The sequence below is a fragment of the Microvirga ossetica genome (assembly GCF_002741015.1).
GTDB classification, from domain to species: Bacteria; Pseudomonadota; Alphaproteobacteria; order Rhizobiales; family Beijerinckiaceae; genus Microvirga; species Microvirga ossetica.
In genome coordinates this window covers 1447664-1472187 of sequence record NZ_CP016616.1, presented here as the reverse complement: position 1 = coordinate 1472187, position 24524 = coordinate 1447664, and the positions used below count along the sequence as shown (strand labels likewise).

Annotated in this window: 22 protein-coding genes; 9 read left to right on the top strand and 13 right to left on the bottom strand. The window is 64.7% G+C overall.

The window, feature by feature from the left end:
• The first annotated feature begins 31 nt into the window (after window positions 1-31).
• The 5 genes from groL to BB934_RS06895 all read left to right on the top strand — a co-directional run bounded on the left by groL (window position 32) and on the right by BB934_RS06895 (window position 4308).
• A complete protein-coding gene (groL, locus tag BB934_RS06915; RefSeq protein WP_099508979.1) occupies window positions 32-1678 on the top strand; it encodes a chaperonin GroEL in 1647 nt (548 codons plus the stop codon).
• Window positions 1679-1916: 238 nt separating this feature from the next.
• Window positions 1917-2459, top strand: coding sequence for a VOC family protein (locus BB934_RS06910; RefSeq protein WP_157934068.1), 543 nt, complete (start codon window positions 1917-1919; stop codon window positions 2457-2459).
• Window positions 2460-2549: 90 nt separating this feature from the next.
• Window positions 2550-2936 (top strand): COG4315 family predicted lipoprotein, encoded by a 387-nt coding sequence (locus BB934_RS06905; protein WP_099508977.1) that lies wholly within the window; start codon window positions 2550-2552, stop codon window positions 2934-2936.
• A 62-nt stretch (window positions 2937-2998) separates the two neighbouring features.
• Window positions 2999-3505, top strand: coding sequence for a sigma-70 family RNA polymerase sigma factor (locus BB934_RS06900; RefSeq protein ID WP_099508976.1), 507 nt, complete (start codon window positions 2999-3001; stop codon window positions 3503-3505).
• A complete protein-coding gene (locus tag BB934_RS06895) occupies window positions 3502-4308 on the top strand; it encodes an anti-sigma factor family protein (protein WP_099508975.1) in 807 nt (268 codons plus the stop codon). The genes BB934_RS06900 and BB934_RS06895 overlap by 4 nt, the downstream gene beginning before the upstream one ends.
• Window positions 4309-4317: 9 nt before the next feature.
• On the opposite strand, the gene BB934_RS06890 is transcribed toward BB934_RS06895, so the two are convergent.
• Window positions 4318-5145, bottom strand: coding sequence for an aldo/keto reductase (locus tag BB934_RS06890; RefSeq protein WP_099508974.1), 828 nt, complete (start codon window positions 5143-5145; stop codon window positions 4318-4320).
• Between the two features lie 149 nt (window positions 5146-5294).
• Here BB934_RS06890 and BB934_RS06885 point away from each other — a divergent pair, with 149 nt between their 5' ends.
• Window positions 5295-6374 carry a flavodoxin family protein gene (locus BB934_RS06885; protein WP_099508973.1) on the top strand — a complete coding sequence of 360 codons (1080 nt, stop codon included), beginning with the start codon at window positions 5295-5297 and terminating at the stop codon, window positions 6372-6374.
• A gap of 170 nt (window positions 6375-6544) precedes the next feature.
• On the top strand, window positions 6545-7594 hold the full coding sequence (locus tag BB934_RS06880; RefSeq protein WP_099508972.1) for a sensor histidine kinase: 1050 nt from the start codon (window positions 6545-6547) through the stop codon (window positions 7592-7594).
• Window positions 7595-7671: 77 nt separating this feature from the next.
• Here the strand turns inward: BB934_RS06880 and BB934_RS06875 are convergent, their stop codons facing one another.
• The 5 genes from BB934_RS06875 to BB934_RS06855 form a co-directional block, all read right to left on the bottom strand.
• Window positions 7672-8700, bottom strand: coding sequence for an ABC transporter substrate-binding protein (locus BB934_RS06875; RefSeq protein ID WP_099508971.1), 1029 nt, complete (start codon window positions 8698-8700; stop codon window positions 7672-7674).
• Window positions 8701-9019: 319 nt separating this feature from the next.
• A complete protein-coding gene (locus BB934_RS06870; protein WP_099508970.1) occupies window positions 9020-10474 on the bottom strand; it encodes an IS4 family transposase in 1455 nt (484 codons plus the stop codon).
• Between the two features lie 223 nt (window positions 10475-10697).
• The gene (locus BB934_RS06865; protein WP_099508969.1) at window positions 10698-11486 is read right to left on the bottom strand and encodes a MetQ/NlpA family ABC transporter substrate-binding protein; all 789 of its coding nucleotides are present in this window, start codon (window positions 11484-11486) and stop codon (window positions 10698-10700) included.
• Between the two features lie 35 nt (window positions 11487-11521).
• On the bottom strand, window positions 11522-12187 hold the full coding sequence (locus BB934_RS06860) for a methionine ABC transporter permease (protein ID WP_099508968.1): 666 nt from the start codon (window positions 12185-12187) through the stop codon (window positions 11522-11524).
• Complete coding sequence (locus BB934_RS06855; RefSeq protein ID WP_099508967.1) at window positions 12177-13271, bottom strand: methionine ABC transporter ATP-binding protein; 1095 nt, start codon at window positions 13269-13271, stop codon at window positions 12177-12179. The genes BB934_RS06860 and BB934_RS06855 overlap by 11 nt, the downstream gene beginning before the upstream one ends.
• Before the next feature lie 257 nt (window positions 13272-13528).
• Between BB934_RS06855 and BB934_RS06850 the strand changes: the two genes are divergently transcribed.
• Complete coding sequence (locus tag BB934_RS06850) at window positions 13529-15625, top strand: ABC transporter ATP-binding protein/permease (protein ID WP_099508966.1); 2097 nt, start codon at window positions 13529-13531, stop codon at window positions 15623-15625.
• Window positions 15626-15915: 290 nt separating this feature from the next.
• Here the strand turns inward: BB934_RS06850 and BB934_RS06845 are convergent, their stop codons facing one another.
• The 7 genes from BB934_RS06845 to BB934_RS06815 form a co-directional block, all read right to left on the bottom strand.
• Window positions 15916-16401 (bottom strand): META domain-containing protein, encoded by a 486-nt coding sequence (locus tag BB934_RS06845; protein ID WP_099508965.1) that lies wholly within the window; start codon window positions 16399-16401, stop codon window positions 15916-15918.
• Window positions 16402-16538: 137 nt separating this feature from the next.
• Window positions 16539-17513, bottom strand: coding sequence for an ATP phosphoribosyltransferase (gene hisG, locus BB934_RS06840; RefSeq protein ID WP_099508964.1), 975 nt, complete (start codon window positions 17511-17513; stop codon window positions 16539-16541).
• Window positions 17513-18607, bottom strand: coding sequence for an ATP phosphoribosyltransferase regulatory subunit (locus BB934_RS06835; protein ID WP_099508963.1), 1095 nt, complete (start codon window positions 18605-18607; stop codon window positions 17513-17515). The genes hisG and BB934_RS06835 overlap by 1 nt, the downstream gene beginning before the upstream one ends.
• Before the next feature lie 383 nt (window positions 18608-18990).
• A complete protein-coding gene (locus BB934_RS06830; RefSeq protein ID WP_099508962.1) occupies window positions 18991-19452 on the bottom strand; it encodes a hypothetical protein in 462 nt (153 codons plus the stop codon).
• Between the two features lie 70 nt (window positions 19453-19522).
• A complete protein-coding gene (hisS, locus tag BB934_RS06825; protein WP_099508961.1) occupies window positions 19523-21070 on the bottom strand; it encodes a histidine--tRNA ligase in 1548 nt (515 codons plus the stop codon).
• 335 nt (window positions 21071-21405) lie between these two features.
• Window positions 21406-22755, bottom strand: coding sequence for an omega-aminotransferase AptA (gene aptA / locus BB934_RS06820; protein WP_099508960.1), 1350 nt, complete (start codon window positions 22753-22755; stop codon window positions 21406-21408).
• A gap of 80 nt (window positions 22756-22835) precedes the next feature.
• Window positions 22836-23057 carry a heavy-metal-associated domain-containing protein gene (locus BB934_RS06815; RefSeq protein WP_099508959.1) on the bottom strand — a complete coding sequence of 74 codons (222 nt, stop codon included), beginning with the start codon at window positions 23055-23057 and terminating at the stop codon, window positions 22836-22838.
• A gap of 177 nt (window positions 23058-23234) precedes the next feature.
• Here BB934_RS06815 and BB934_RS06810 point away from each other — a divergent pair, with 177 nt between their 5' ends.
• Window positions 23235-24509, top strand: a complete 1275-nt coding sequence (locus tag BB934_RS06810; RefSeq protein WP_099508958.1) for an EAL domain-containing protein — start codon at window positions 23235-23237, stop codon at window positions 24507-24509.
• Window positions 24510-24524 lie beyond the last annotated feature (15 nt).

The following is a 24524-nucleotide window of genomic DNA, read 5'->3' as shown; positions in this document are numbered from 1 at the left end:
AATTTTTTGAACATACCTGGAGGCAAAGCCCATGGCTGCCAAAGACGTTAAGTTCTCCTCCGATGCTCGCGACAAGATGCTGCGCGGCGTCGATATCCTCGCCGATGCCGTGAAGGTCACGCTGGGTCCCAAGGGCCGCAACGTGGTGATCGAGAAGTCCTTCGGCGCTCCGCGCATCACCAAGGACGGCGTCACCGTGGCCAAGGAGATCGAGCTCGCCGACAAGTTCGAGAACATGGGCGCCCAGATGGTGCGCGAAGTGGCCTCGAAGACCAACGACATCGCCGGTGACGGCACCACCACCGCGACGGTTCTGGCTCAGGCCATCGTCCGCGAGGGCGCCAAGGCGGTTGCCGCCGGCATGAACCCGATGGACCTCAAGCGCGGCATCGATCTTGCCACCGCCGAGGCGGTGAAGGACATCCAGTCCCGCGCCAAGAAGGTGAAGTCCTCCGACGAGGTTGCCCAGGTCGGCACGATTTCCGCCAACGGCGACAAGGACATCGGCGAGATGATCGCCCATGCCATGCAGAAGGTCGGCAACGAGGGTGTCATCACCGTCGAGGAAGCCAAGACCGCCGAGACCGAGCTCGACGTGGTCGAGGGCATGCAGTTCGACCGCGGCTACCTCTCGCCGTACTTCATCACCAATGCCGAGAAGATGGTGGCCGAGCTCGAGGATCCCTACATCCTCATCCACGAGAAGAAGCTCTCCTCGCTCCAGCCCATGCTGCCGATCCTCGAGGCTGTCGTTCAGACCGGCAAGCCGCTCCTCATCATTGCTGAGGACGTGGAAGGCGAGGCTCTCGCCACCCTCGTGGTCAACAAGCTGCGTGGCGGCTTGAAGATCGCTGCCGTGAAGGCTCCGGGCTTCGGCGACCGCCGCAAGGCCATGCTCGAGGACATCGCCGTCCTCACCGCCGGCCAGACGATCTCCGAAGACCTCGGCATCAAGCTCGAGACCGTGTCCCTGCCGATGCTCGGCCGCGCCAAGCGCGTCCGCATCGAGAAGGAAAACACCACGATCATCGACGGCGCCGGCCAGAAGGCCGACATCGAGGCCCGCGTGTCGCAGATCAAGGCGCAGATCGAGGAGACCACCTCGGACTACGACCGTGAGAAGCTCCAGGAGCGCCTGGCCAAGCTCGCAGGCGGCGTCGCGGTGATCCGCGTCGGCGGCGCGACCGAGATCGAGGTGAAGGAGAAGAAGGACCGCGTTGACGACGCTCTGAACGCCACCCGCGCTGCGGTGGAAGAGGGCATCGTTCCCGGCGGCGGCACGGCTCTGCTGCGCGCCAAGGCTGCGGTTGCGAAGCTCACGACCGACAACCCGGACGTCCAGGCCGGCATCAAGATCGTCCTGCGCGCTCTGGAGGCTCCGCTCCGTCAGATCGCCGAGAACGCCGGCGTCGAAGGCTCGATCGTTGTCGGCAAGATCAACGACAACACGAAGTCCGACACCTACGGCTTCAACGCCCAGACGGAAGAGTTCGTGGACATGCTCCAGGCCGGCATCGTCGATCCGGCCAAGGTCGTCCGCACGGCTCTGCAGGACGCGGCGTCTGTGGCTGGCCTGCTGGTCACCACCGAGGCCATGGTTGCCGAGGCTCCGAAGCGCGAGAGCGCTCCGGCGATGCCAGGCGGCGGCATGGGCGGCATGGGCGGCATGGACTTCTAAGAAGTCCAAGAAAGGCCGCCCATCACTTGGAAAGCTCAAGTCCGGCAAGCCGGGCTTGAGTGGCGGCATGGACTTCTAAGTCCACGCACGACAGCCTGAAAATTAAAGAAGCCCCGGAGAAATCCGGGGCTTTTTCGTTGCGGTAGCGGGAAGGCTCCCCTGCACAGAAAACAAACCGCCCCGATAGGCGTTCATGTGTATACGGCTAAGAATCATGCCGCTAAGCGAGGATTGGACCGTGACAGCAGGGCGATCATTCTTGTCGATGGGGCGGCGGATCCTGCCGCGCGCTTTCCTGGTGGCGCAGCTTGCCCTCTCCGGCCTCGCGCTGACCGCGGCGACGGCCTATGCCGCCTCCGAACCCCGGCCGAGCTCGGCCTCGATCCGGACGCCGGACTTCGACGAGAGCGTGCAATGGTACCGGGACAATCTGGGCTTCCGGCTGATCGGCAGCCAGAGCCTCGTTCCTGGGCGGCGGGCCGTTCTGGAGCGAAGCGGCTTCCTTCTGGAGATCAACGAGACGGACCACGTCCTGCAGCCGGAGCCCGACAGCACGGCCGCCGTTCAGCCCACGAGGGCGCCTGTCGTCAGCATCCTCGTTCCCGACGTGGACCGGGAGGTCGCCCGCCTGCGCCGCACCGGCGTCGACATTCTCCAGCTTCCCGAGGATGAGCTCGACGGCACCTACCGGACGGCCCAGATCCAGGACAACGGCCGCCATCGGATCGAACTGCGCGAGCCCCTCGACCCTGTGGCGGGCTTCAACGCCAGCGGACGGTGAGGGCGCGAAAGAATTCTCATGGGGGAGGGAATAGGGCTCCCTGCCGGGTGTCTTTTGGAAGCGGTCACAATCGACCTCAGGAGGATACCCATGAAAGAGTTACTACGCCCCGTCATCCTGGCCGGAGCCCTCGTCGCGGCATCCGTCGCGTTCGCTCAAACGGCGGCTCCCGCGAAGGTGGCGGATACGAGCAAGGGCAAGGCTCTCGTCGATGCCAAGGGCATGACGCTCTACACCTTCGACCGTGACGCGGGCGGCAAGTCGGCCTGCAACGGCCAATGCGCCCAGAACTGGCCGCCGCTGATGGCGGCTGCAGGTGCTGCGGCCTCCGGCGACTGGAGCGTCGTCACCCGCGACGACGGGTCCAAGCAATGGGCCTACAAGAGCAAGCCGCTCTATCTCTGGGTGAAGGACACCAAGCCGGGCGAGGTCACGGGCGATGGCGTCAACAATGTCTGGCACATCGCGATGCCGTAGAATATCGGCCTTGCAGAGGCTGGCGGCCCGTCGTTGAATGGGTCGGCAACCGAGGACAGACCTTGGACGAGATCGCCTCCCTTCTCGAACCGCAGATTCCGGCATTGAGACGCTATGCCTGGGCCCTGCTGCGGGATGACGAGGGCGCGGACGATCTCGTCCAGGATACCCTGGAACGGGCCATCGGCCGCTGGGGCCAGCGTCGCGACGGGGACCTGAGGGCCTGGCTTTTCGCCATTCAGCGCAACCTGTTCCTCAACGGCCTGCGCCAGCGCCGCTCGCGCGGCGCCCATGTGAGCGACGAGGCCCTGAACGATCTTCCGGCGCCCGGCATCAGCCCGGAAAGTCATGCCGGGTTGCGCGACATTCTGATGGGCCTCGACGCGCTGCCTGAGGAGCAGCGCTCGATCCTGCTCCTGGTCGGCGTCGAGGACCTGTCCTACGAGCAGGCCGCAAAGGTGCTGGACGTTCCCATCGGCACCGTGATGTCGCGCCTGAGCCGGGCGCGGGCACGCTTGAGGGATTTCATGGATAACGGGCGTAGTGCCGTCTTGAGGAGAGTGAAGTGACGGGCGAGCGACCCATCGGAGAGGACGACCTGCAGGCCTTCGTCGACGGCAGGCTCCCGTCCGCCCGGTTCGAGGCGATCAAGGTCTATCTGGCGGACCAGCCGTCCCTTGCCGAACAGGTGGAGCGCGAGATCGAGCTGCGCGACGCCCTGCGCGCGAGGCTGGCCTTCAAGGCGCAGGAGCCCGTTCCCTCGCGCCTGCGGGTCGCCAACATCCTCGCATCCCGGCGCCGTGCGCCGATGGTTCGTCCAGCCGTTGCCGCGGCAATCGCCTGGCTCGCGATCGGCGGCGTTCTGGGCGGTTTCGGGGGCGTGTGGTGGGCTTCCGCGTCGCGCGGGCAGGACGAGATGGCGAATGCCGCTGGCACGGCCATCGCCGCCCACCGCATCTATGTGAGCGAGCGGCTGCATCCGGTCGAGGTGGCCGCCGATCAGGAAGCCCATCTCGTGCAGTGGCTGTCGCGCCGGGTCGGCAAGCCGCTCGTGGCACCGAACCTCAATCCCCAGGGCTACCGGCTCATCGGCGGGCGGCTCCTGCCCGCGGGCAACGAGGCCGCGGCGCTCTTCATGTACGAGAATGCCGCCGGCGGCCGCCTGACGCTTTATACGCGCTCGGGCGGAAGTGAACCGCACACGGCATTCCGGTTCGAAACGCAGGATGGCGTCTCCGCCTTCTCCTGGATCGACAACGGGTTGTCCTATGTAGTCACGGCGAAGGTCGACCGCGGAGAGCTCCTGCCCATCGCCGAGACGATCTACAAGCAGTTCGAGGCTACGAACGACGCCGCGAAGAGTCGTTCGTAGCCGTCGCCGTCAGGCGAAGACGGCCGGGTTGGGGCCGACGCGGCCGCCCGCATCGTCGAGCCGCTCGATCGCGCTCACGTCCTCCGCATCGAGCTTGAAGCCGAACACGTCGAGATTCTCGCGGATGCGCGAAGGCGTCACGGATTTCGGAATTGCGATGAGGCCCTGGTCCAGATGCCAGCGAAGGATCACCTGCGCCGGCGTCCTGCCGTGCTTGCGCGCGATTCCGGCGATTGCCTCGTTCTCGAAAAGCGTGCCTTGTCCGAGCGGGCTCCAGGATTCCGTCGCGATTCCGTTCGCCTTGTGGAACGCCCGCAGCTCCTTCTGCTGGAAGAACGGATGCAGCTCGATCTGGTTGACGGACGGCGTCACGCCGGTCTCGTCGATCAACCGCTGCAGGTTCGGAATCATGAAGTTCGACACGCCGATCGATTTCGCGCGGCCCTCTTCCTTCAGCTTGATCAGCGCGCGCCAGGTGTCGCGATAGGCTTCGCTGCCCGCCACCGGCCAGTGGATGAGGTAGAGATCGACATTGTCGAGCTTGAGGCGGGCAAGGCTCTCGTCGAAAGCGCGCAGCGTCTCGTCGTAGCCGTGACGGTCGTTCCAGACCTTGGTGGTGATGAAGAGTTCGTCACGGGACACGGGGGCTGCCGCAATGGCTTCTCCGACGCCCTCCTCGTTGCCGTAGATGGACGCGGTATCGATCGAGCGGTAGCCCGCTTTGATCGCTTCGCCGACCGTGCTCGCGGCTTCCTCGTTGGTCACCCGCCAGACGCCGTAGCCCAGTTGCGGCATCGCATTGCCGTCGTTCAGGCGGATCGTGGGAATGGTCGACATAGGCTGCTCCATGGAAGTTGCGGCAGAACGGTCGCGATGACGCGGGATTAGCAGATAGTGACTGGGCGAGGCCGGCGCCATGCCGGAACCGGCATGGACACCCTGCGTTGCAAGCTTAACGGCCGGCCACTCTCACATAGGAGCTCTTCTTGCACATTCCAGACGCGCGGAAGGGCACGCCCGACCCGACCCTCGACGAGGCTGAGTTCCGCAGGCGGTTTCTGCAGCAGTTCCAGGATCCGGCCTACGAGCCGCTGGGAAGCGAGCTCAAGCGCATTGCCGATGCGGCCTGGGATGCCTACAGCCATCACCGCAAGAGCCCGAAGACCCGCAAGGCCGGCCCGGGCTTCGCCGATCCGGATTACGATCTCGCCGTCGACTGGATCGCTGCAAAAGACGCGATCGACCTTGCGCAGACACGACACGAGGATCCGAGCGGCCCGGCCCGCTTCCTGCTAGTCTCGGCTTCGTCGCGCAGCGAGCATACCTGTCCCGGCGAGATGTCGAAAAGCTATCGCCTGGTGGAGATCGCCAAAGAGGTTCTCGCAAACGCGGAGAACACGGAAGTCGAGGTGCTCGAGCTGAGCCGCCTCGCGGCGGAGTACGGGCGCCACATCCATCCTTGCAAGGCCTGCTTCTCGACCGCGGCGGCTCTGTGTCATTGGCCGTGCTCCTGCTATCCGAACTACTCGCTCGGGCAGACGCACGATTGGATGAACGAGATCTATCCCAGCTGGGTCGCGGCGCACGGCGTCATGATCGTTACGCCGGTCAATTGGTATCAGGTGACGTCGCCCCTGAAGCTGATGATGGATCGGCTCGTCTGCGCCGATGGCGGCAACCCGGATCCGACATCGACGCAGGGCAAGAAGACGGATATCGCCAAGGAGATGGAACTGAAGGGTTGGGATTACCCCAAGCATCTTGCCGGCCGGCTGTTCTCCGTCGTCGTGCACGGCGATACCGAGGGCGCGGAAAGCGTCCGCCGCAGCCTGTCCGACTGGCTGCGCGCCATGGATCTCGTGCCGGCCGGGACAGCGGCGGAGATCGACCGCTATATCGGCTACTGGCAGCCTTACGCGACGAGCCATGAGGAACTCGACCGGGATCGGGCGATTCAGGACGAGGTGCGCAACGCGGCCCTGGCCCTTCTGGAGGCGGTGAAAGCCAAACGGACGGGGCAACTGGTGACAGCCGGGGAGGACTTGAAAGAGCCGCGACAGAAGTAATCGTTGTGTCGGCTTCCCGACAGGAAAATCGGGGGTATCGGCTCGATCCTCCCTGAAACAATAGTTCAGATCAGGTAAATATTCAGGTAACGTTTCATCCGCGCCATTTAAAAAGCGCTCCGAGACGTGAAGCGATCCCAAGGAAAGGTCGTAGAGTAAGGGGGCGTTCCATGCAGACTGCTTTGCTCTCTGGCCGACAGAAAGCCAGCAGCCCTTTCGCGGAGCTGAACGATCAGAACTGCCGCACGCTGATCGAGCTAAGTCCCGATGCTTTGATCGTTCATGACGGCGAGGTGGTCGTCCTCGCCAATCTCGCGACCGCCCATCTCGTCGGCGCCCATTCCATGGATGAGGTCATCGGCTATCCGATCCTGGAGTTCGTGGCGGCGCGCTCTCGAAGCTTCGTGGAAGAGCGCATCCATCAGATGCATCGGACAGGCTATGCGCCGCTGGTCGACGAGACATGGCATCGTCTCGACGGGTCGGAGGTTGAGGTCGAAGTTGCTGCGAGGCATATGCCCTGGCTCGCGCCGAAGGCCGCCATGGTCATAGCGCGGGATGTGACCGAGCGGCGGCGATGGGAAGCCGAGCGCGAGAAGCTTCTGGCGGAGAAGGAACTCCTGATGCGCGAGGTGCATCATCGCGTCGCCAACAGCCTGCAGCTGGTTCGCAGCATGCTGAACCTTCAAGCCCGCGGCTCCGACAACGAGGCGGTCAAAATTCAGTTGAGCGAAGCCTCGGCCCGCATCGGAACCATCGGCATTCTCCATTCGCGTCTCCAGCAGGACAGCTCCGTCGTGGAAGGGGAGGTTCAGCCTTACATCGAAGGGGTCATGACGGATCTGCGCAGCTCGCTGGGCGAGACATACCAGCGGCCGATCATCCTGGATCCCGGAGAGATGCCCCCGCTGACCCTGAAGGCGGACGTGCTCGTCGCGCTCGGTCTCATCACCACGGAGGCAGTCACGAACTCGATCAAATACGGATCGGGAAACATCAAGGTGCGGCTGGCGAAGACCGATGCCTGCCTGGAAATCAGCGTCGAGGACGAGGGCAAGGGTTTCCCGAAGGATTTCGATGCGGCGAAGGATGGGCGCGGGCTCGGCATGCGCATGATCGCAACGCTCGCGAGGTCCCGTGGTGGCAGCGTCACGTTCGGCTCGGGCCTGGCTGAGGCCGGAGTTTCGTCGAGCCGCATCGCCGCGACGATTCCGCTCTGAAGGTTTGACGTCCTGCAGTGCAGAGGACGAAAGCCGACAATGAGCCGGCCCGAACGGGCCGGCTCGGTAGTGTGGCTCTACTTGGGAGCCGACTTGATCTCGGCATCCCATTTTTTGAGCAGTCGTGTGCGTTCGGCGACGGAGCCGTATTTGGCGGTGTCGTAATTGATCAGCTTCATCTCGGACAGCTTCGGTGCATCGGCTGAGACGGGGGCGTTCTTGTTGGATGCGATCGAGTAGATCTTCAGGTCCGCGCCGACGAGCTTCTGTGCGTCGGCCGAGAGGGCCCAGTCCACGAACTTCTGAGCCGTTTCGATATTCTTGCCGCCCTTCACAACCGAGATCGAGCCCGTTTCGTAGCCGGTGCCCTCGCAGGGCGCGAGGGTTTTGACGGGCGCTCCGTCGGCGATCATCGTCACCATGTCGTGCATGAAGGCGATGGCGATCCCCGTCTCGCCGAGCGCCACGGCCTTGACGGGAGCAGCGCCCGACTTGGTGTACTGATTGACGTTCCTGTGCAGGCTCTTCAGGTAGTCGAAGGCCTTGTCCTCACCCATCAGCTGCACGAGCGAGGCCAGGAAGACATAGGCAGTGCCGGACGAGTTCGGATCCGAGACCTGCACCTCGTCGCGGTATTTCGGATCGAGCAGATCGGCCCAGCATTTGGGCTCGGGAAGCCCGCGGCTCTGGAGCACCTTCGTGTTGTAGCCGATGCCGAGCGCGCCGAGATAGGTGCCTGTCGCCCGATAGCCCGATTGTTCCGCAAAGCGTTGCGCCCAGTCGTGCAGCTCAGGAAGTTTCGGCGACTTGTATTCCACCGTCAGCCCTTCCTCGGCCGCCTGGATGTGGGAATCGCCCGGTCCGCCCCACCAGATATCGGCGCGCGGGTTGGCGGCTTCCGCCCGGATTTGCGCCAGGGTCTCGCCGGTGCTCTTGCGCACCATCGTTGCCTTGGCGCCGGTCGCCTTCTCGAAGGCGGCGACGCCGACGCGGCACTGCTCTTCGAGAATGGAGCAATAGATGGTGATCGGCGCCTGAGCCTGCGCCGCGAAGGGCGCGGCGCAGACCGCCGCAGTCAGGGCAAGGCCCATCCATGAGAGTCGCATAAGTTTCCTCCTTGAGGCCGGCATTCCTGTGCCGTGCCTCTTGTCGTCACGAAAGACGATGCGATGGGAAACTTAGCCGGCTTCTTTGTCAAGGTGCGGGCTGATGTCGAAGCGCGCCGCCGCCGGACGAACAAAAGGCCGGGCGTTGGCCCGGCCTCAAAGTCTGGTCGATCAATCTCGCCCTCATCCTGAGGGGCTGGCTCATAAATCTCTCCCTGATCCTTCGAGACGCCGCCTCCGGCGGCCCTCAGGATGAGGGCTTAGGGGAGGCCGAATACTGAGCCCGCCTCGAGGAAGGGGAGGGATCCAGCGCTTTCAATTACCCATAGATTTGCGCCCCAATCCTAGCGCCGAGTTCGATATCCATCAGGCGGGATAGTCCTCTCCACATGACGGTGTTTCCTGGCGGAGGATCATGGCCACGGGCAAGGTAGCCGCCCATGCGGGCGATCTTAGTTAAATAGTAGGCGAGCGTCTTGCTCCGCAGCAGCACCTGGCCCTTGTCTCGCACCAGCTCGTCGAGCAGGTCCATTTCCAAGTCCGTCAAGGCCAGCCGCGGCGGCACGTCCGGAACAACACGATTGAGCATCGTCATCCAGAAGATCCGCCAGCTCAGGATGCAGTAGATGCTGAGCAGGTTCACCAGGCGCTCGGCCGTTCTCAGCTTGGTCTCCTCCGCTCGGCACCCGGACTTGAGGATCTTGTGGAACAGCTCGACCTTCCAGCGCATGGCGTACCAGTCGAGCATCTGGATCGCGTCCGCGCGGGATCGTACCGGCAGATCCGTGATCAGCTTCCAGTCGATCCGCGCCCGGTCTTTGGGTGGATGACGCTCCTGTGCGTGGATCACCGTCAGGCTCAGGGCTGGATAGCGCTTCTGCTTGCCGATCGGAGGCAGGATGTGGATCCGGCGGTATTTGAGCTCTACGGTGGCAAGGCTCACATCGCCTTTCGGGCTGCGAACTTCGACCTGATGCCGTCCTTTGACCTTCACCTCTGCCATCTCGTCCGCGATGGTGTGCTGGCCATCGCCCGCCAACCGATCCACGCAGGTTCGGACCAGGAAGTGCGTGCTCAGAGCCTGAGCCGTGCAGAAGAACTCGTCGATGTCGTTCTCCCGGTCGCCGATATGGATGCAGCGCTCAGGAGCACCGAACAGCGCCACGGACTGCCTCATGCACTCCAGCCAGCGGATACTCTCCTTCTGATCGATGGGCACCCGGGTCGGGTTGATCTTGCGTTTGAGCGTCCGGGCGCCCTTGAACTGAGGCCTCGTCCAAAACTTGATCGCCGAAAGCCCCAGCGGCAGCCCATCCGCGGTCACAGCCAGGCAAGAGTGCATGAGCAGCCCGCAGACCGTGTGCATCCTGGAGCGACCTTCCTTGTCCCGGCCGCTGTTGACCCGGCGGGTCGCACCAATCCGTTCAGGCTGTGCTCTTTCGTAGGACAGTTCGGTTGTGTCCTGAATGACCAAGATAGGGCCACCGAAGGCGGCAAAGCGGGTTCGGGTGGCTTGGAAATGGCCCTGAAGGATCTCATGGTCGGAAACTTTGGGATTGGACAGGAAGCGGTAGGCCGCTTTGGTGTTAGCCCAATCCTGGCAGGCCAGCGGAAGGCTGCCGCCAATGGCACCGGCCATGTGGGTCAGGAGCTTGCGCAGGCGCTGGCCGAGACGATTGTCCCGAAAGCGGCACCCAGCGAGTTCCTGATCGACCCAGGAAATAACATTGGCTGCCTCTCCCAGAGGATGCGTCGGAAGAGACGTCTTTGTCATGGCCCAGCTCCCGCGCCGCCTCGTGGGAGCGAATAGGAGGCCGTCCGGCGTATGCCCGGCGCGCAGAGATCAGCGAGATCACGGGAAAGCCGAGACAGAGCCCTGTCCATGGGACACCTCTCACAGATGAGGAGATGCTCACCAAGGAATCACGCTTGGTGCTGGTCAGGCAAGCACTGCTGCTAAGTCAGAAATGTGGGTAATTGAAAGGATCCAGCGGCGCTTACCAGCTGGTGAGCACCGAGCCCTTGAACTTCTCCTCGATGAACGCCTTCACCTCGGGGGTGTGGTAGGACTCGACGAGGGCCTTCACCCACGGCTTGTTCTTGTCCTCGCTACGCACTGCGATGAGGTTCACGTAGGGACCCTTCGGGTTCTCGCGGGCGATCGGATCCTTTACCGGATCGAGGCCGCCGGATGTCGCATAATTGGTGTTGATGATGGCGGCATCGACGTCGGCGAGCACACGCGGTCCCTGGGCGGCTTCGATTTCGACGAACTTCAGCTTCTTGGTGTTCTCGGTCACGTCGAGGGGCGTCGGCTTGTAGCCCGTGCCGTCCTTCAGCTTGATCAGTCCCTTGTCCTGCAGCAGCAGAAGCGCGCGGCCGCCATTGGTGGGATCGTTGGGGATCGAGATCGTCGCGCCGCTCGGCAGGGCGTCGAGGCTCTTGTGCTTCTTCGAGTAGATGCCGATCGGGAAGTTCACGGTGAGCCCGACGCTCTCGATCTTGAAGCCGCGGTCGGCGACCTGGTTGTCGAGATAGGGCTGGTTCTGGAACGAGTTCGCCTCGATGTCGCCGCCGGCGAGCGCCGTGTTCGGCACCACGTAGTCGGAGAACTCGACGATCTTTATGTCGAGGCCCTTCTTGGCCGCGATCGGCTTTACGGCTTCGAGGATCTGCGCATGCGGGCCGGGCGTGGCGCCGATGCGGACGGTCTGCGTCTGCTGCGCGAGAGCGGGCAGGGCGGCGAGAGAGAGGACGGCGGCAAGGCCGAGTTTCTTCAGGGACATTCTTGTTACTCCTTGTGCGATGCTTTTTGTGGATGTCAGGCGTGGCGGATGCGCTTGTTGAGGTGGCGCGCGAGCCGGTCGCCGATGCTCTGCACCGCCTGGACGAGGACGATCAGCACGACCACCACGGCGAGCATCATCTCGGGCATGAAACGCTGGTAGCCGTAGCGGATGCCGAGATCGCCCAAGCCTCCGCCGCCCACCGCGCCGACCATGGCCGAGAAGCCGAGGAGAGACACGACGGCAAGCGTGAGGCCGAGCACGATGCCGGGCAGGGCTTCGGGGATCAGCACCTTGCGCACGATCTGGATCGGCGTGGCGCCGAAGGCGCGGGCGGCTTCGATCAGGCCCTGGTCCACCTCACGGATCGCGCCTTCGATGAGGCGCGCGATGAAGGGTGTTGCGGCAATGGTCAGCGGCACGATGGCGGCATTGGTGCCGATGGAGGTGCCGGCGATCAGGCGGGTGAAGGGAATGATCGCGACGACGAGAATGATGAAAGGCGTCGAGCGGGTCGCGTTGACGATCACGCCCATGACGCGGTTGACCCACGGCGCCGCGAAGAGCTCGCCCTTGCCGGAGGTGGCGAGGAACACGCCGAGGGGCAGGCCTAAGGCCGTGGCGATGAGCGCCGCCACGGCGACCATGTAGAGCGTTTCGCCGGTGGAATTGGCGATGAGGTTGATCATCTCAGGCGACATGGCCGAGAACCTCCGTATCGAGACCGTGCTTGTTCAGGAAATCGAGGGTGACGGCGAGGGATTGCTCCGGCACGCCGACCACGAGAGTGCCGAAGGGGCGGCCTGCGATCTCGTCCACCGAGCCGGAGAGGATGTTCGTCTCGATGTTGAGATCGCGTGCAAGCCGCGACAGGACCGGGTCCGTGGCATGCGGGCCGCGGAAGCCGATGCGGATGACCGCCTGGCTGCCGGGCGTCGCCTCGTGCGTGAGCCGGTTCTGGACGTAAGGCGGCAGGGCACGGCCGGATTCGTCGGCGAGGAAGGAGCGGGTCACCTCGTGGTGCGGACGGGTGAAGACCTCGAACACGTCGCCCTGCTCGACGATCCGCCCGCCCTCGATCACCGCGACCTCGCGGGCGATGTTGCGGATCACCGCCATCTCGTGGGTGATGAGCAGGATCGTCAGGCCGAGCTCGTCGTTGATGCGTGCGAGCAGGTCAAGGATCGAGCGGGTGGTTTCCGGGTCGAGGGCCGAGGTCGCCTCGTCGGAGAGAAGAACCTTGGGCTTGGTGGCGAGCGCACGGGCAATGCCGACGCGCTGCTTCTGGCCGCCGGAAAGTTCCGACGGGTAGCGATTGCGCTTGTCGGTGAGGCCGACGAGGGCGAGAAGCTCCTCGACCCGCGTCCTGATCTCCGCCTTGTCATAGCCCGCGACCTCGAGCGGCAGGGCGATGTTCTGAGCCGCCGTGCGCGAGGAGAGCAGGTTGAAGTGCTGGAAGATCATGCCGATGGAGCGGCGGGCGTGGCGAAGAGCCGCCTCGGGAAGGGCCGCGATGTCGGCACCGTCGACGATGACCTTGCCGGAGGAGGGCTTTTCCAGGCCGTTGACCAGGCGGATCAGGGTCGACTTGCCCGCGCCCGACCGGCCGATCACGCCCAGGATCGAGCCCTGGGGCACGGTGAGATCGATATCCTGCAGCGCCGTTACGGGCTGGCCGTCACGGCCGGGAAAGGTTTTCGAGGCCTTTTCCAGGCGCACGATGGTCTCCGCCGGCACAAGGCGCTGGGCGTGCTGGTCGCCGAGATATCCGAGATGGGCGTTCATAAGGTCGCCTTTTCGTGACGTTCAGGAGCATCTTGAGGACTCATGAGACATCGCGTTCTCTAAGTCAACCTTTTCGTTCGTTAAACAGGACAGTTTGTTTTGCAGAACGCTTCGGTGTTCTATCGGCCTGTCGCTCTCCTCACAAGACTGCTATCGCTTCTAATGTGGGGGAGTTCCTCCTTTTTTTTGCCACAAGGGCGCTTGATCCGGCTGTTCCAGGTTTCACGGGCCGAGCCGGATCTCGGTAGGAGATGTGTATGATCAAGGCGAGCATTGTGCTGGCACTCATAGGGTTGTGCGTTCTGGCAGCCTCCCTGTCGGGCGCGGTCGGGGTTCCGTTCTACCTGCCCCTCTCGACCCTGGTGCTTGCCGGGATCGTGTTCGCCGGGAGGGACATCCCGAAATTCCTGCGCATCTTCCTCGTGATGCTGTCGGGGACGCATCTCGTGCTCGTGGCGCTCATCCTCGGGGCCACCGCGGGCGCCATCACGGGCGACTATACCGGCTACGTCCCGCCGCCCTCCGCAGCGCTCGGCGCAACGGCCTTCGGGGCGATCATCTTCGGGCTCTCCTACGTCCCGGTCGTGCGCACCATCTGCCGCATCGCCGACCGCTATCTCGATTCCCAGGCCGACAGCGTCATCCGCATCCCCTTCATCGGCCTCGTGCGGGCACGCGAGGGCACCATCGGCACCTGGATGATCGGCATCCTCATTGCGATCAACCTCGTCCAGGTCGCCCTCAACGTCCGCCTCAGCTTCTTCTCGCGCGACATGTTCAATGCGCTCGAAGCCAAGGATGCCGCGGCCTTCTGGTATCAGCTCTTCGTCATCTTCACGCCCCTGGCGGGTGTGTTCGTGGCCATCGCCCTGACCGAAGTGCTGCTGCAGAACGTGCTCACCATCCGCTGGCGCACCTTTCTCAACACCTATTACGTGGGCGAGTGGCTCGGCGACGGCACGCATTACCGGATGCAGATCATGGGCCGGGGCGCCGACAACCCGGATCAGCGCATCTCGGAAGACCTGCGCAAATTCGTCGAGAGCACCTATTCCCTGTCCGTCGGCCTGATGAACCAGGCCGCGACCCTCGTCTCCTTCGTCGCGATCCTCTGGACCATCTCTGCCGGCTTCACCTTCCCCGGCACGAGCATGGAGATTCCCGGCCTGCTGGTCTGGGTCTGTGCGGGCTACGCGATCCTCGGCACATGGGTCACGCACCTGATCGGCCGTCCCCTGATCGCCCTCAACTTCGAGCAGGAGCGGGTCGAGGCGAACTATCGCTTCTCGCTCGCGCGCCTGCGCGAATATTCGGAGCAGGTCGCGCTCCTCTCCGGCGAGGCGGCCGAGCGCGAGGGCCTCAGGCGGCGCTTCGGTCAGATCGTCGACAACTACATGCGGATCGTGTTCCGCCTCATCAAGCTCAACACCTTCACCTCGGCCTATTTCCAGGCCAACGTGGTGGTGCCCTACATCCTGACCGCGCCCTACTATTTCATCGGCAAGATCTCGCTCGGCCAGATGCAGCAGGTGGTCGGCGCGTTCAGCCGAGTGGAATCGGCGCTCACCTATTTCATCACCATCTATACGACGCTCGCCGACTACAAGGCCGTGCTCGACCGTCTCACCACCTTCGAGGGCGCCATCGCTTCGGCGCAGCGCGTCGGCGGCGAGAGCAAGCTGGCGGTGAGGGAAGTTCCCGGCGATGACCTCCGCCTGAAGGATCTCGACGTGCGCCTGCCCGACGGCAGCGTCCTCATGCACACCGATGGCCTGAGCTTCCATCCGGGCGAACGCACGCTGATGACCGGTCCGTCGGGCTCCGGCAAGTCCACGCTGTTCCGCGCCATCGCCGGTATCTGGCCTTTCGGAGAAGGGCAGGTGCTCGTGCCGGAAGGCCAGACCATGATGCTCCTGCCGCAGCGGCCCTACATCCCGATCGGAACACTGCGCGATGCCGTGACCTATCCCGGCGAGGTGGATGCCTACACGGATGCCGAGATGGCGGAGGCCCTGCGCACCGCCAAGCTGCCGCAGATCGCGGATCGCCTCGACGAGGAGCGGGCATGGAGCCAGACCCTGTCGCTCGGCGAGCAGCAGCGCCTGGCGCTCGCCCGCGCGCTCCTGACCAAGCCCGACTGGCTGTTCCTCGACGAGGCGACCGCGGCTCTCGACGAGCCGACCGAGGAGGAAGTCTACCGCATCATCAGGGAGAAGCTGCCGAACACCACCGTCGTGTCCATCGGCCACCGCTCGACCCTGACCGCCTATCACGACCGGCGCATCGACATGAAGAAGACGGAGGGCGGCCTCTCCACCCCCGTCGACATGCGTCAGGCCGAGCCCGCGGAGTAACATAAAGTGTTATCCCGGGGCTGCGCAGCAGAACCCGGGATCGCGAGCAGGATGCGGCGCTGAAACCTCGACTGTCATTCCCGCGCAGGCGGGAATCCATAAACACCGAAGATGCAGATTGAAGCACTGTCGTGGTTATGGATCCCGGCCTTCGCCGGGATGACAGTGCTTTACTCGTCCAGCGATCCCGAATCTCCGCTCCGCTCCGCTCGTCCGGGACGACCGCGATACACAAAAACGAAAAAGGCCGGCGTGAAGCCGGCCTTTTCTATCCAAGCGAAGCGAATGACTTAGAGCGAGCGCTCGAGACGCAGCTCGCCGCCGTTCTGGGTCTGGATGATTAGGTTGCGGCCCTGGATGTCCCATTTGGCCGAAGAGCGGAGCGCCACGAGAAAAGCCTGCTCGATCGCCATGACGGTTTTGTCGCAGCTTCTCTTCGTCAGCGCGAAGGGGCCGACCGCCAGTCCCTGCTCGCGAAGGGGATAGGCTGCGGTGGCATAGGTGTTGCAGCCGGAAAAGCCCGTGGCCCTCAGCTGATCGTCGAGCTTGAAGCTCGGGCGCTCGCCGGTGAAGGGCTTGCCGTTCAGGCTCACGGCGACCCAGGACGAGCCGAGCGGAAAGATCTTGCCGTTCTGGCCGGGCTGCGGAACCTTGGGATCCACCTGCCGGGTCGGGCCGGCCGGCCGGCCGAGCGTGGCTGCGGCCGATTGGGCATAAGCTCCGGAAGCGGCGGCGGCCAGGGCCGCGAGACATGTCGCAAGTCGAAGCGCGTTCATAGGAACCTCGTCATCGGAAAAACGCCCGGACCATAAGGGGCCTTGGCCATTGAGGCAACGGTCAAGGGTGACGTTGTCTTATCTCTTAGATGTTTGAGCACACGAAACCTGAAACCTTCATGAAAGCGGCTCAAGATTCACCCGATCCGCCGCAGGAGCCGCTCTGTCAGGGCGTTCGTCGGACGGAACAGGTAATCGAAGGCGCGGACGGAGATTTCCTGCGCGCCGATCCCCTGCAGGGCCGCCACGATCTCGAACACCTTTGCGGCGCGGCAATGGAGCACGACCTCGCGGCCGAGCGCATGGCCGTAGGGCAGGGTGGCCCCGTGATCCCGCGCCAGCGACAGGAGGGCCGAGGCCCGCGCCGGATCGAGCGCCGCGCGCACCTCGCGGCTCGTGCGCGCCTCTTCTTCCGCGGCAATGCGGGTCAGCACGGCGGTGGCCGCCGCTTTTGCGCGATCGGTCCAGGGCGCGCGGGCGGAGGCGACGAGATTGGCCTCGGAGCGCAGCATGATGCCGTCGTCGAGGATTTTTAAGGCGTTGGCGGCAAGGGTCGCGCCGGTTGTGGTGATGTCCACGATCAGCTCGGCGGAGCCCGCGCCGGGCGCGCCCTCGGTGGCGCCCAGGCTCTCGACGATCCGGTAATCGGCCACGCCCTTCTCGGCGAAGAAGCGGCGGGTCAGGTTCACGTATTTGGTCGCGACCCGCATCTTGGTGCCATGGCGGGCGCGAAGATCGGCTGCGACCTCGTCGAGATCGGCCATGCTTCGCACGTCGATCCAGGCCTGCGGCACGGCGACGACCACATTGGCATGGCCGAAGCCGAGCGGGGTCAGCATTTCCACCGCCTCGTCCGCATCCGCGATCTGCTCGCGCACCAGGTCCTCGCCGGTGATGCCGAGATGCGCCGTGCCGCTGGCCAGCTGGCTGACGATCTCGGAGGCCGACAGGAAGGCGACCTCGACATCGGGCACGCCGGCGAGCGTGCCGCGGTAATCGCGGGCGCCGCGGGATTGGGTGAAGACGAGGCCGGCCCGGGCGAAGAACGCGGCGGCGTTCTCCTGCAGGCGCCCCTTGGAGGGAACGGCCAGGATGAGAGGAGAATCGGTCATCAGGGCCTCCCCACGATGCGGTCGAGCCAGAAGGAGCAGCCGACCGCCGGGATCGGGGCCTCGGCGCCCAGGTGTTCCAGGAGTCGGTCGTAGCGGCCGCCGCCCACCACGGGCTTGCCGTCGCTGCGGCGCGGGTCCTGCACCTCGAAGATGAAGCCGGTATAGTAGTCGAGATTGCGGGCGAAGGTGGCGGAGAAGGAGAAGGCGCCCACATCGAGCCCGCGCGCGGCCATGAAGCCGGTGCGCTCCTCGAACGCGCAGAGCGCGCCGTTGAGGTCGAGGCCCGCATCCTTCGCAAGGCTCCTGACCGCATGGGCCGCCTGGTCCGGATCGCCGGTAATGGTGAGGTAGCGCTCCAGCACCTGCCGCGCCTCGTCGGGAAGGCCGGTGCGGTTCGCGGCCCGGGCGAGGAATCGCTCGGCGATCTCGCCGGCGCTGCGCCCGCCGACCCGGGCGATGCCCGCGATCGAGAGGATGTCCTCCACGAAGGCCTTGGCCGCCTGGGGCGCCTGGCCTTCGATGGCGGCGAGGAGACCGGCATGCTCCTGGGCACCCGTCCCGTCCTGTTCGGCGAGGCTCGCCAGGCCCTGTCCCGAGACGATGGCCCGGATCACCCGACGCTTGGCAGCAGGCGCAATCCCGAGAGCATCGATCAGGGCATGAAGCAGGCCCATATCGCCGAGCTTCACGATGGGCGCGGGGCCGCCGAACTGTTTCAGGCCGTCAAGCGCCAGGGCCAGGATCTCGGCATCCACGGCCGAGACGTCTGGGCGCCCGATGGATTCGAGGCCCGCCTGGAGGAACTCGCCGCTCTCGCCCGTGCGCATGCGGAAGACCGGTCCGCCATAGGAATAGCCGGAGGGCTGGGCACCGTGGCGTTCGAGATGCTGAAGGCAGACGGGGATCGTGTATTCGGGCCTGAGGCACAGCTCCATGCCGGCCGCATCCTGCGTCACGAACATGCGCCGCCGGATATCCTCGCCCGAGAGGTCGATGAACACGTCCGCCGGCTGCAGCACCGGCGGCTCGATCCGCGCATAGCCCTCGCGCTCGAACAGCGCGATCAGCGCAACAATGGCATCCGTCTCCGTCACTGGCCCTGCCCAATCCTTGTGTCGGCATGCTCTCTAGCAATGCCGGGCCGGGAAGGCGATTGTTTTTGGCGGGAAGGGTGAATGGGAGCGGGAAGGCTGTCATCCCGGACGCCGCAGGCGGTCCGGGATCGTGTGCAGGATGTGACGCTAATTCCCTCCCCCTTGCGGGGAGGGGTAGGGGTGGGGGTGGTTCGACTGGGTGAGCGGTCAGGTAAGAACGGCGCTGTATTGACCTCATGCTTCCATGATGAGGCGCAGTATCCCGACTTTCCGACCCCCACCCTCAATCCCTCCCCGCAAGGGAGAGGGAAGAGTGCGCGTCATTCCGCACGCGATCCCGGGTTCTGCTCCGCAGCCCCGGGATGACGATCAGCTAGAAGTAATCAGTTCTTCTCGGCCGTCGCGGCTTTGGTGGTCTTGGCCTTCGTCGTCTTGCGCTTGCTGTGATCGCTCGAGCGCTGGACGTACTTCACCTTCTTCGGCTCGGACTTGGCGGTTGCTCCGGACTCGCTCTCTTCGCCGACGAGGCTCGGGGGCAGGAAGTGGCGGGCAGCTTCCGTTACGACGCCGGCGACGGCGCCCGCGGCGGTCTGAGCCAGGTCGGGGGTCTGGGCGCTCGCGGCGGCAACGCCTGTCTTCTTGGCCGCGCGGGACTTGGTGAGGGCGGCTGCGGCCGCAGCCGCTCCGGCGATCAGGGCGTCCGCCAGAATCTCGCGGCCGAGAGACGAATTGAGCAGATCCATGAAGCCGGACTTCTTCACGGTTTTCGTCAGCTTCGAGCTCGAGCTCTTGCCCGAGGCCTTCTTCGCTTTACCGCTACTCTTCTTATCCTTGTCCTTCGGCATCTTCATCTCCTGATGGTCAAGCTTTCTGGACAACCCCGATGAAAGCATAGGGGTTCCCAAAAGGCCAAGGTTATCCGAAGTGACGGCTCAGGACGTCGCGGACGGCCTCGACGAGCTTGTCCTGGGACACGGAGAACTGCGCCGGGCGGGCGGCCTTCCATTCCTCGTTGGAAGCGATGGCCCCTGCTGCCTTGGCGCCTTCGATCAGGTCCTTGATCTCGACCTCGCCGCGCTCGCGCTCGTTCGAGCCCTGGATGACGACGCAGGGGCTCTGGCGCCGGTCGGCATATTTCATCTGCGCCTTCATGCCTGAGGAGCCGAGATAGAGCTCGGCCCGGATGCCCTCCTGGCGCAGGGTCGAGACCATGCGCTGGTAGGCAGCGATCTGGTCCTTGTCCATTACCAGCACCACCACGGGCCCGGGCTTCTCGGCTCCCGACACGATTGGGCTTTTCACCATCTGCAGAGCCGAGAGAAGGCGCGACACGCCGATGGAGAAGCCGGTCGCCGGAACGGGCTCGGAGCGGAAGCGGCCCACGAGGCCGTCATAGCGCCCACCGCCGCCGACCGAGCCGAAGCGGACGGGGCGTCCGTCCTCGTCCTGCACCTGGAAGGTCAGCTCGGCCTCGTAGACCGGGCCGGTGTAGTATTCGAGGCCGCGCACGACGGAGGGGTCGATCCGGATGCGATCCGGACCGTATCCTGCGCTGCAGAATAGGCGGTGCATGGTTTCAATTTCCGCAAGACCTTCGCCCAGCCGCTCGTTAGCGCCCAGGAACTGCAATCCCTCCCGGATATAGCCGTACATTTTCTCGACAGAGTCAGGATTGTCCTGAAGCCTAAATGCCTCAGGGTAATATGCGTCAGCCATACGCCCTGCGAACTCTAGAAAGCGTTTCAAATCATAGATTTGATTGCTGTTAAGGCCTGCCCCTTTAGTGAAATCTCCGCTTTCATCTTTACGGCCTTGGCCTAAAAGAAGTTCAACACCCTCAATTCCAAACTTATCTAGCTTGTCAATCGAGCGGAAAACATCGAGCCTTTGTCCTGCTTTGTCGTCACCGCCTAGGCCAATAGCTTCAAGCACGCCGTCTAAGATCTTGCGATTGTTGATCTTGATGATGTAATCGCCGCGCTTGAGCCCGAGCCGCTCCATCGTGTCGGCGGCCATCATGCAGATTTCCGCATCCGCGGCGACGGAGGCCGCACCCACCGTATCGGCGTCGAACTGCATGAACTGGCGGAAGCGGCCCGGTCCCGGCTTCTCGTTGCGGAACACCCAGCCGACGCGATAGCTGCGATAGGGCTTGGGCAGGGCATCGAAGTTCTCGGCCACGTAGCGGGCGAGCGGCGCGGTCAGGTCGTAGCGCAGGGACAGCCACTGCTCGTCGTCGTCCTGGAACGAGAATACGCCTTCGTTCGGGCGGTCCTGGTCGGGCAGGAACTTGCCCAGTGAGTCCGTGTATTCGACGAACGGCGTCTCGACGCCCTCGAAGCCGTAGAGCTCATAAGAGTCGCGGATCGCCGCGAGCATGCGCTCGGTGGCGGAAAGATCGGCGGGAGTGCGATCGGCAAAGCCGCGCGGCGCGCGGGCCTTGATCTTGTCGGCCTTGGACATGGTTCTTACAGCAGCCGTTGGATTGGGAAAACGTGCTGCGGTCCTACTCCCTGCGGCGGGGAGGGGCAAGGGTTGTCGCGATTTCCCGCAACCACAGCCGCCATCCCGGACGGCGAAGCCGATCCGGGATCGCTGGATGAGGGTGGCGCTGGAACTCTCCTCCCCCTTGTGGGGAGGAGTTGGAGGTGGGGGTGTGAGCGCTAGCCTATGACGCTCTGGCGCCGGCACCCCCACCCTGGCCCTCCCCACAGGGGGGAGGGAAACACGCGCTCCATCCTGCAAACGATCCCGGATCGGCTTGCGCCGTCCGGGACGACGTTGCTTGGAAAGGGCTTTTAAGCCACCGCCTTGATCACCTTGGTAAGCTTGTCGACGATCTCGCCGATCTGCTCTTCGGTGACGATCAGCGGCGGGGAGAGGGCGATGGTGTCGCCGGTGATGCGCACCATCAGGCCGAATTCCTGGAAGCCGCGGTCCATGGCCTCGAAGGCCCGCTTGCCGACGGCGTCGGGACGCGAGGCGAGGTCGATGGCGCCGACGAGGCCGATGGTGCGGATGTCGAGCACGTTCGGCAGGCCCTTCAGGGAATGGATCGCATCGGCCCAGACCGGCTCCAGGGTTTTGGCCCGCTCGAACAGCTTCTCGTCGCGGTAGATGTCCTGGCTTGCGAGCGCCGCCGCGCAGGCGAGCGGGTGGCCGGAATAGGTGTAGCCGTGAAAGAGCTCGATCACGTGCTCGGGGCCGTTCATGAAGGCATCGTAGAGGCCCTCGCGCACCAGCACGCCGCCCATGGGCACGGTGCCGGAATTCACGCCCTTCGCGAAGGTGATCATGTCCGGAACGACGCCGTAGCGCTCGGCGGCAAAGGCGGTGCCGAGGCGGCCGAAGCCGGTGATGACCTCATCGAAGATGAGCAGAATGTTGTGCTTGTCGCAGAGCTGGCGCAGGCGCTGGAGATAGCCCTTCGGCGGCGCAAGAACGCCCGTGGATCCGGACATGGGCTCGACGATCACGGCGGCGATGGTGGAGGCGTCGTGGAGCGTGACGATGCGCTCCAGCTCGTCGGCGAGATGCGCGCCCCATTCCGGCTCGCCGCGGGAGAAGGCCTGTTCGGCGCGGTTATAGGTGTGGGGCAGATGGTCGACGCCCGCCAGCAATGAGCCGAAGAACTGGCGGTTCTTGACGATGCCGCCCACCGAGATGCCGCCGAAGCCGACGCCGTGATAGCCGCGCTCGCGGCCGATCAGGCGCGTCTTGCTGCCCTGGCCCTTCACGTTCCAATAGGCCAGCGCCACCTTGAGGGCCGTATCCACGGCCTCGGAGCCCGAGTTGCAGAAGAAGACGTGGTTCAGGTCGCCCGGGGCGAGCTGGGCGAGGCGCGAGGCGAGGGTGAAGCCGCCCGCATGGCCGAACTGGAACGCCGGCGAATAGTCGAGCTCCTGCGCCTGGGCCTGGATGGCGGCCGTGATCTCGTCCCGGTTGTGGCCCGCATTGCAGCACCACAGGCCGGCGGCGCCGTCGATCACCTCGCGGCCGTCCGGGGTGTAGTAGTACATGCCCTTGGCGCGGGCGATCATCCGGGGGTGCTGCTTGAACGAGCGGTTCGCCGTGAACGGAAGCCACCAGGCCTCCAGATCGTTGGGCGCGGAAAGATCGTTGGCGGCTCTGGACGTCTGGGCAGTCATGGCAATCCCCAGTATTGGCTGTCGGTGCGGACCCTAGCAGCGCTTATCCGTGGTCGCAAAAGAACTTTTTGCACGATGCGCTAGCCGGTCATCGCGCGGGCCTCGTAGCCGGCGGCATCCAGCACCTGGGCCACCTCGACGCTCTGGGCGCAGGTGGTGACATGAACGCGTCCGTGTTCCAGGTCCACCTCGACCGTGGCGGCGGGATCCAGGCGCCGGATCGCCTTGGTGACCGAGGCGACGCAGCCGTCGCAGGTCATGCCATCGACCTGCATCAGCAGGTCCTTACGGGGTTCTTCCATCGAAAATGCCTTTCCGTTCAAGGGAGCACGGGCCGAAGCTGTGGCCGGGGAACGCCGGACGGCGAGAAAATGTCCATTGCGGGAATGCGAAACTTGCAGGGCGATTCGCGCTGATTCAATGTCTGTTAACAAACTGATTCGCGCATATTCGCCGAGCCAGGGGGAGCGGGGGCACCCATGGTGACGACCAACAACAAGATTCCAGTCTCGAGAGACAGGAAGGCGACATTGTTCGCCTTCGCACCGGCCGTCCTGACGGCGGCCGCACCGACCTATCTTCCAATCGATGCCGGCCTCGTCATGCCGTTGCTCGGCTTGCTGTCTTTGACCGTCGTCTTCGGTCTTGCCGTCCTGTGGCGGCAGTCGGAAGCGGGGCGGCAGATCCTCTCAGCGCAGCTGCCCGGGACGGCAGCGAACCAGGCGACTCCGCTGATCCTGCGCAAGCCCGTGCGGGCGGAGGGACCGGCTAGCCTCCTGCGGGACCTCGCCAGGACCGCCGGGGAACAGGATGGCGTCGGGACCGGCGCTTCGACGGTGTTTGGACCGAGGCTCGCCCTTGTGCACCAGGTGCCGCCGGCACGCTTTCCCGAGCCGTCCCTGCTGCCGTCGATGCGCCGGCCCTCGGCCGAGGAGGCCGGCTGCGTGCGTCTCGTTCTCCAGGCCTTCGAGGCCGACCGGATCGAACTGCATCTCCAACCCATCGTCTCGCTGCCGCACACCAAGATCCGCTTCTACGAGGCCCTGGCCCGGCTGCGTCTCGCGGACGGGACCCTGCTCGGGCCCTCGGAGTTCCTGCACATCCTTGAATGTGCGGGCCGCGCATCGGCTTTCGACCGGCGGATCGTGACCCGCGCCATGGCGCTGGCGCGCCATCTCGTGGAGCGGGGCAGCGAGGCCATCGTCGGCGTGAACCTCACCGCTCAATCCATCGCCGAGCCAGGCTTCCTGTGGTCGCTCGCAGGCCTGATCGATGCCGATCCGGACATTCTCGGCAAGATCGTCCTGGAGCTTCCCCAGCACAGCTGGCGGCATCTCGATGCCGATCACCGGGCGGCCCTTGCGGCCCTGCGCGAGCGGGGCGTGCCGTTCTCCCTCGACCGCGCCGCCGATCTGCGCTTCGACGCCGAGGCGCTGGCGGATCTCGGCCTGCGCTTCATGAAGCTGCCCGCCGATCTCATGATCGAGGCCGCCGAGCGGGCGGACGGGCGTTATGCCGGTCCGGAACTCGACGTGCGCGACTTTGCCTCGACCCTGCGGCGTCAGGGCATTCGGCTGATCGCCGAACGGGTCGATCGCGACGAGATGGTGCCGGCCCTCTGCGATCTCGGCGTGCCGCTCGCGCAGGGCTTCGTCTTCGCCGCTCCGCGCCCTGTCAGGCCGGAGATTTTCGGCGAGCTGCCGCAGCCCTTCAGCCTGGACGAGGAACCGATGCGGCTGCGCCGCGCCGGTTGACTTAAGGAGCGCAAG

Excerpts from the sequence above, each read along its gene's own strand:
- BB934_RS06855 (WP_099508967.1), bottom strand. The coding sequence starts at position 13,271 with ATGAACGCCCATCTCGGATATCTCGGCGACCAGCACGCCCAGCGCCTT.
- groL (WP_099508979.1), top strand. The coding sequence starts at position 32 with ATGGCTGCCAAAGACGTTAAGTTCTCCTCCGATGCTCGCGACAAGATG.
- BB934_RS06905 (WP_099508977.1), top strand. The coding sequence starts at position 2,550 with ATGAAAGAGTTACTACGCCCCGTCATCCTGGCCGGAGCCCTCGTCGCG.
- aptA (WP_099508960.1), bottom strand. The coding sequence starts at position 22,755 with ATGACTGCCCAGACGTCCAGAGCCGCCAACGATCTTTCCGCGCCCAAC.
- BB934_RS06875 (WP_099508971.1), bottom strand. The coding sequence starts at position 8,700 with ATGCGACTCTCATGGATGGGCCTTGCCCTGACTGCGGCGGTCTGCGCC.
- BB934_RS06870 (WP_099508970.1), bottom strand. The coding sequence starts at position 10,474 with ATGACAAAGACGTCTCTTCCGACGCATCCTCTGGGAGAGGCAGCCAAT.
- BB934_RS06880 (WP_099508972.1), top strand. The coding sequence starts at position 6,545 with ATGCAGACTGCTTTGCTCTCTGGCCGACAGAAAGCCAGCAGCCCTTTC.
- BB934_RS06890 (WP_099508974.1), bottom strand. The coding sequence starts at position 5,145 with ATGTCGACCATTCCCACGATCCGCCTGAACGACGGCAATGCGATGCCG.
- BB934_RS06860 (WP_099508968.1), bottom strand. The coding sequence starts at position 12,187 with ATGTCGCCTGAGATGATCAACCTCATCGCCAATTCCACCGGCGAAACG.
- BB934_RS06850 (WP_099508966.1), top strand. The coding sequence starts at position 13,529 with ATGATCAAGGCGAGCATTGTGCTGGCACTCATAGGGTTGTGCGTTCTG.
- BB934_RS06845 (WP_099508965.1), bottom strand. The coding sequence starts at position 16,401 with ATGAACGCGCTTCGACTTGCGACATGTCTCGCGGCCCTGGCCGCCGCC.
- hisS (WP_099508961.1), bottom strand. The coding sequence starts at position 21,070 with ATGTCCAAGGCCGACAAGATCAAGGCCCGCGCGCCGCGCGGCTTTGCC.
- BB934_RS06810 (WP_099508958.1), top strand. The coding sequence starts at position 23,235 with ATGGTGACGACCAACAACAAGATTCCAGTCTCGAGAGACAGGAAGGCG.
- hisG (WP_099508964.1), bottom strand. The coding sequence starts at position 17,513 with ATGACCGATTCTCCTCTCATCCTGGCCGTTCCCTCCAAGGGGCGCCTG.
- BB934_RS06815 (WP_099508959.1), bottom strand. The coding sequence starts at position 23,057 with ATGGAAGAACCCCGTAAGGACCTGCTGATGCAGGTCGATGGCATGACC.
- BB934_RS06865 (WP_099508969.1), bottom strand. The coding sequence starts at position 11,486 with ATGTCCCTGAAGAAACTCGGCCTTGCCGCCGTCCTCTCTCTCGCCGCC.
- BB934_RS06830 (WP_099508962.1), bottom strand. The coding sequence starts at position 19,452 with ATGCCGAAGGACAAGGATAAGAAGAGTAGCGGTAAAGCGAAGAAGGCC.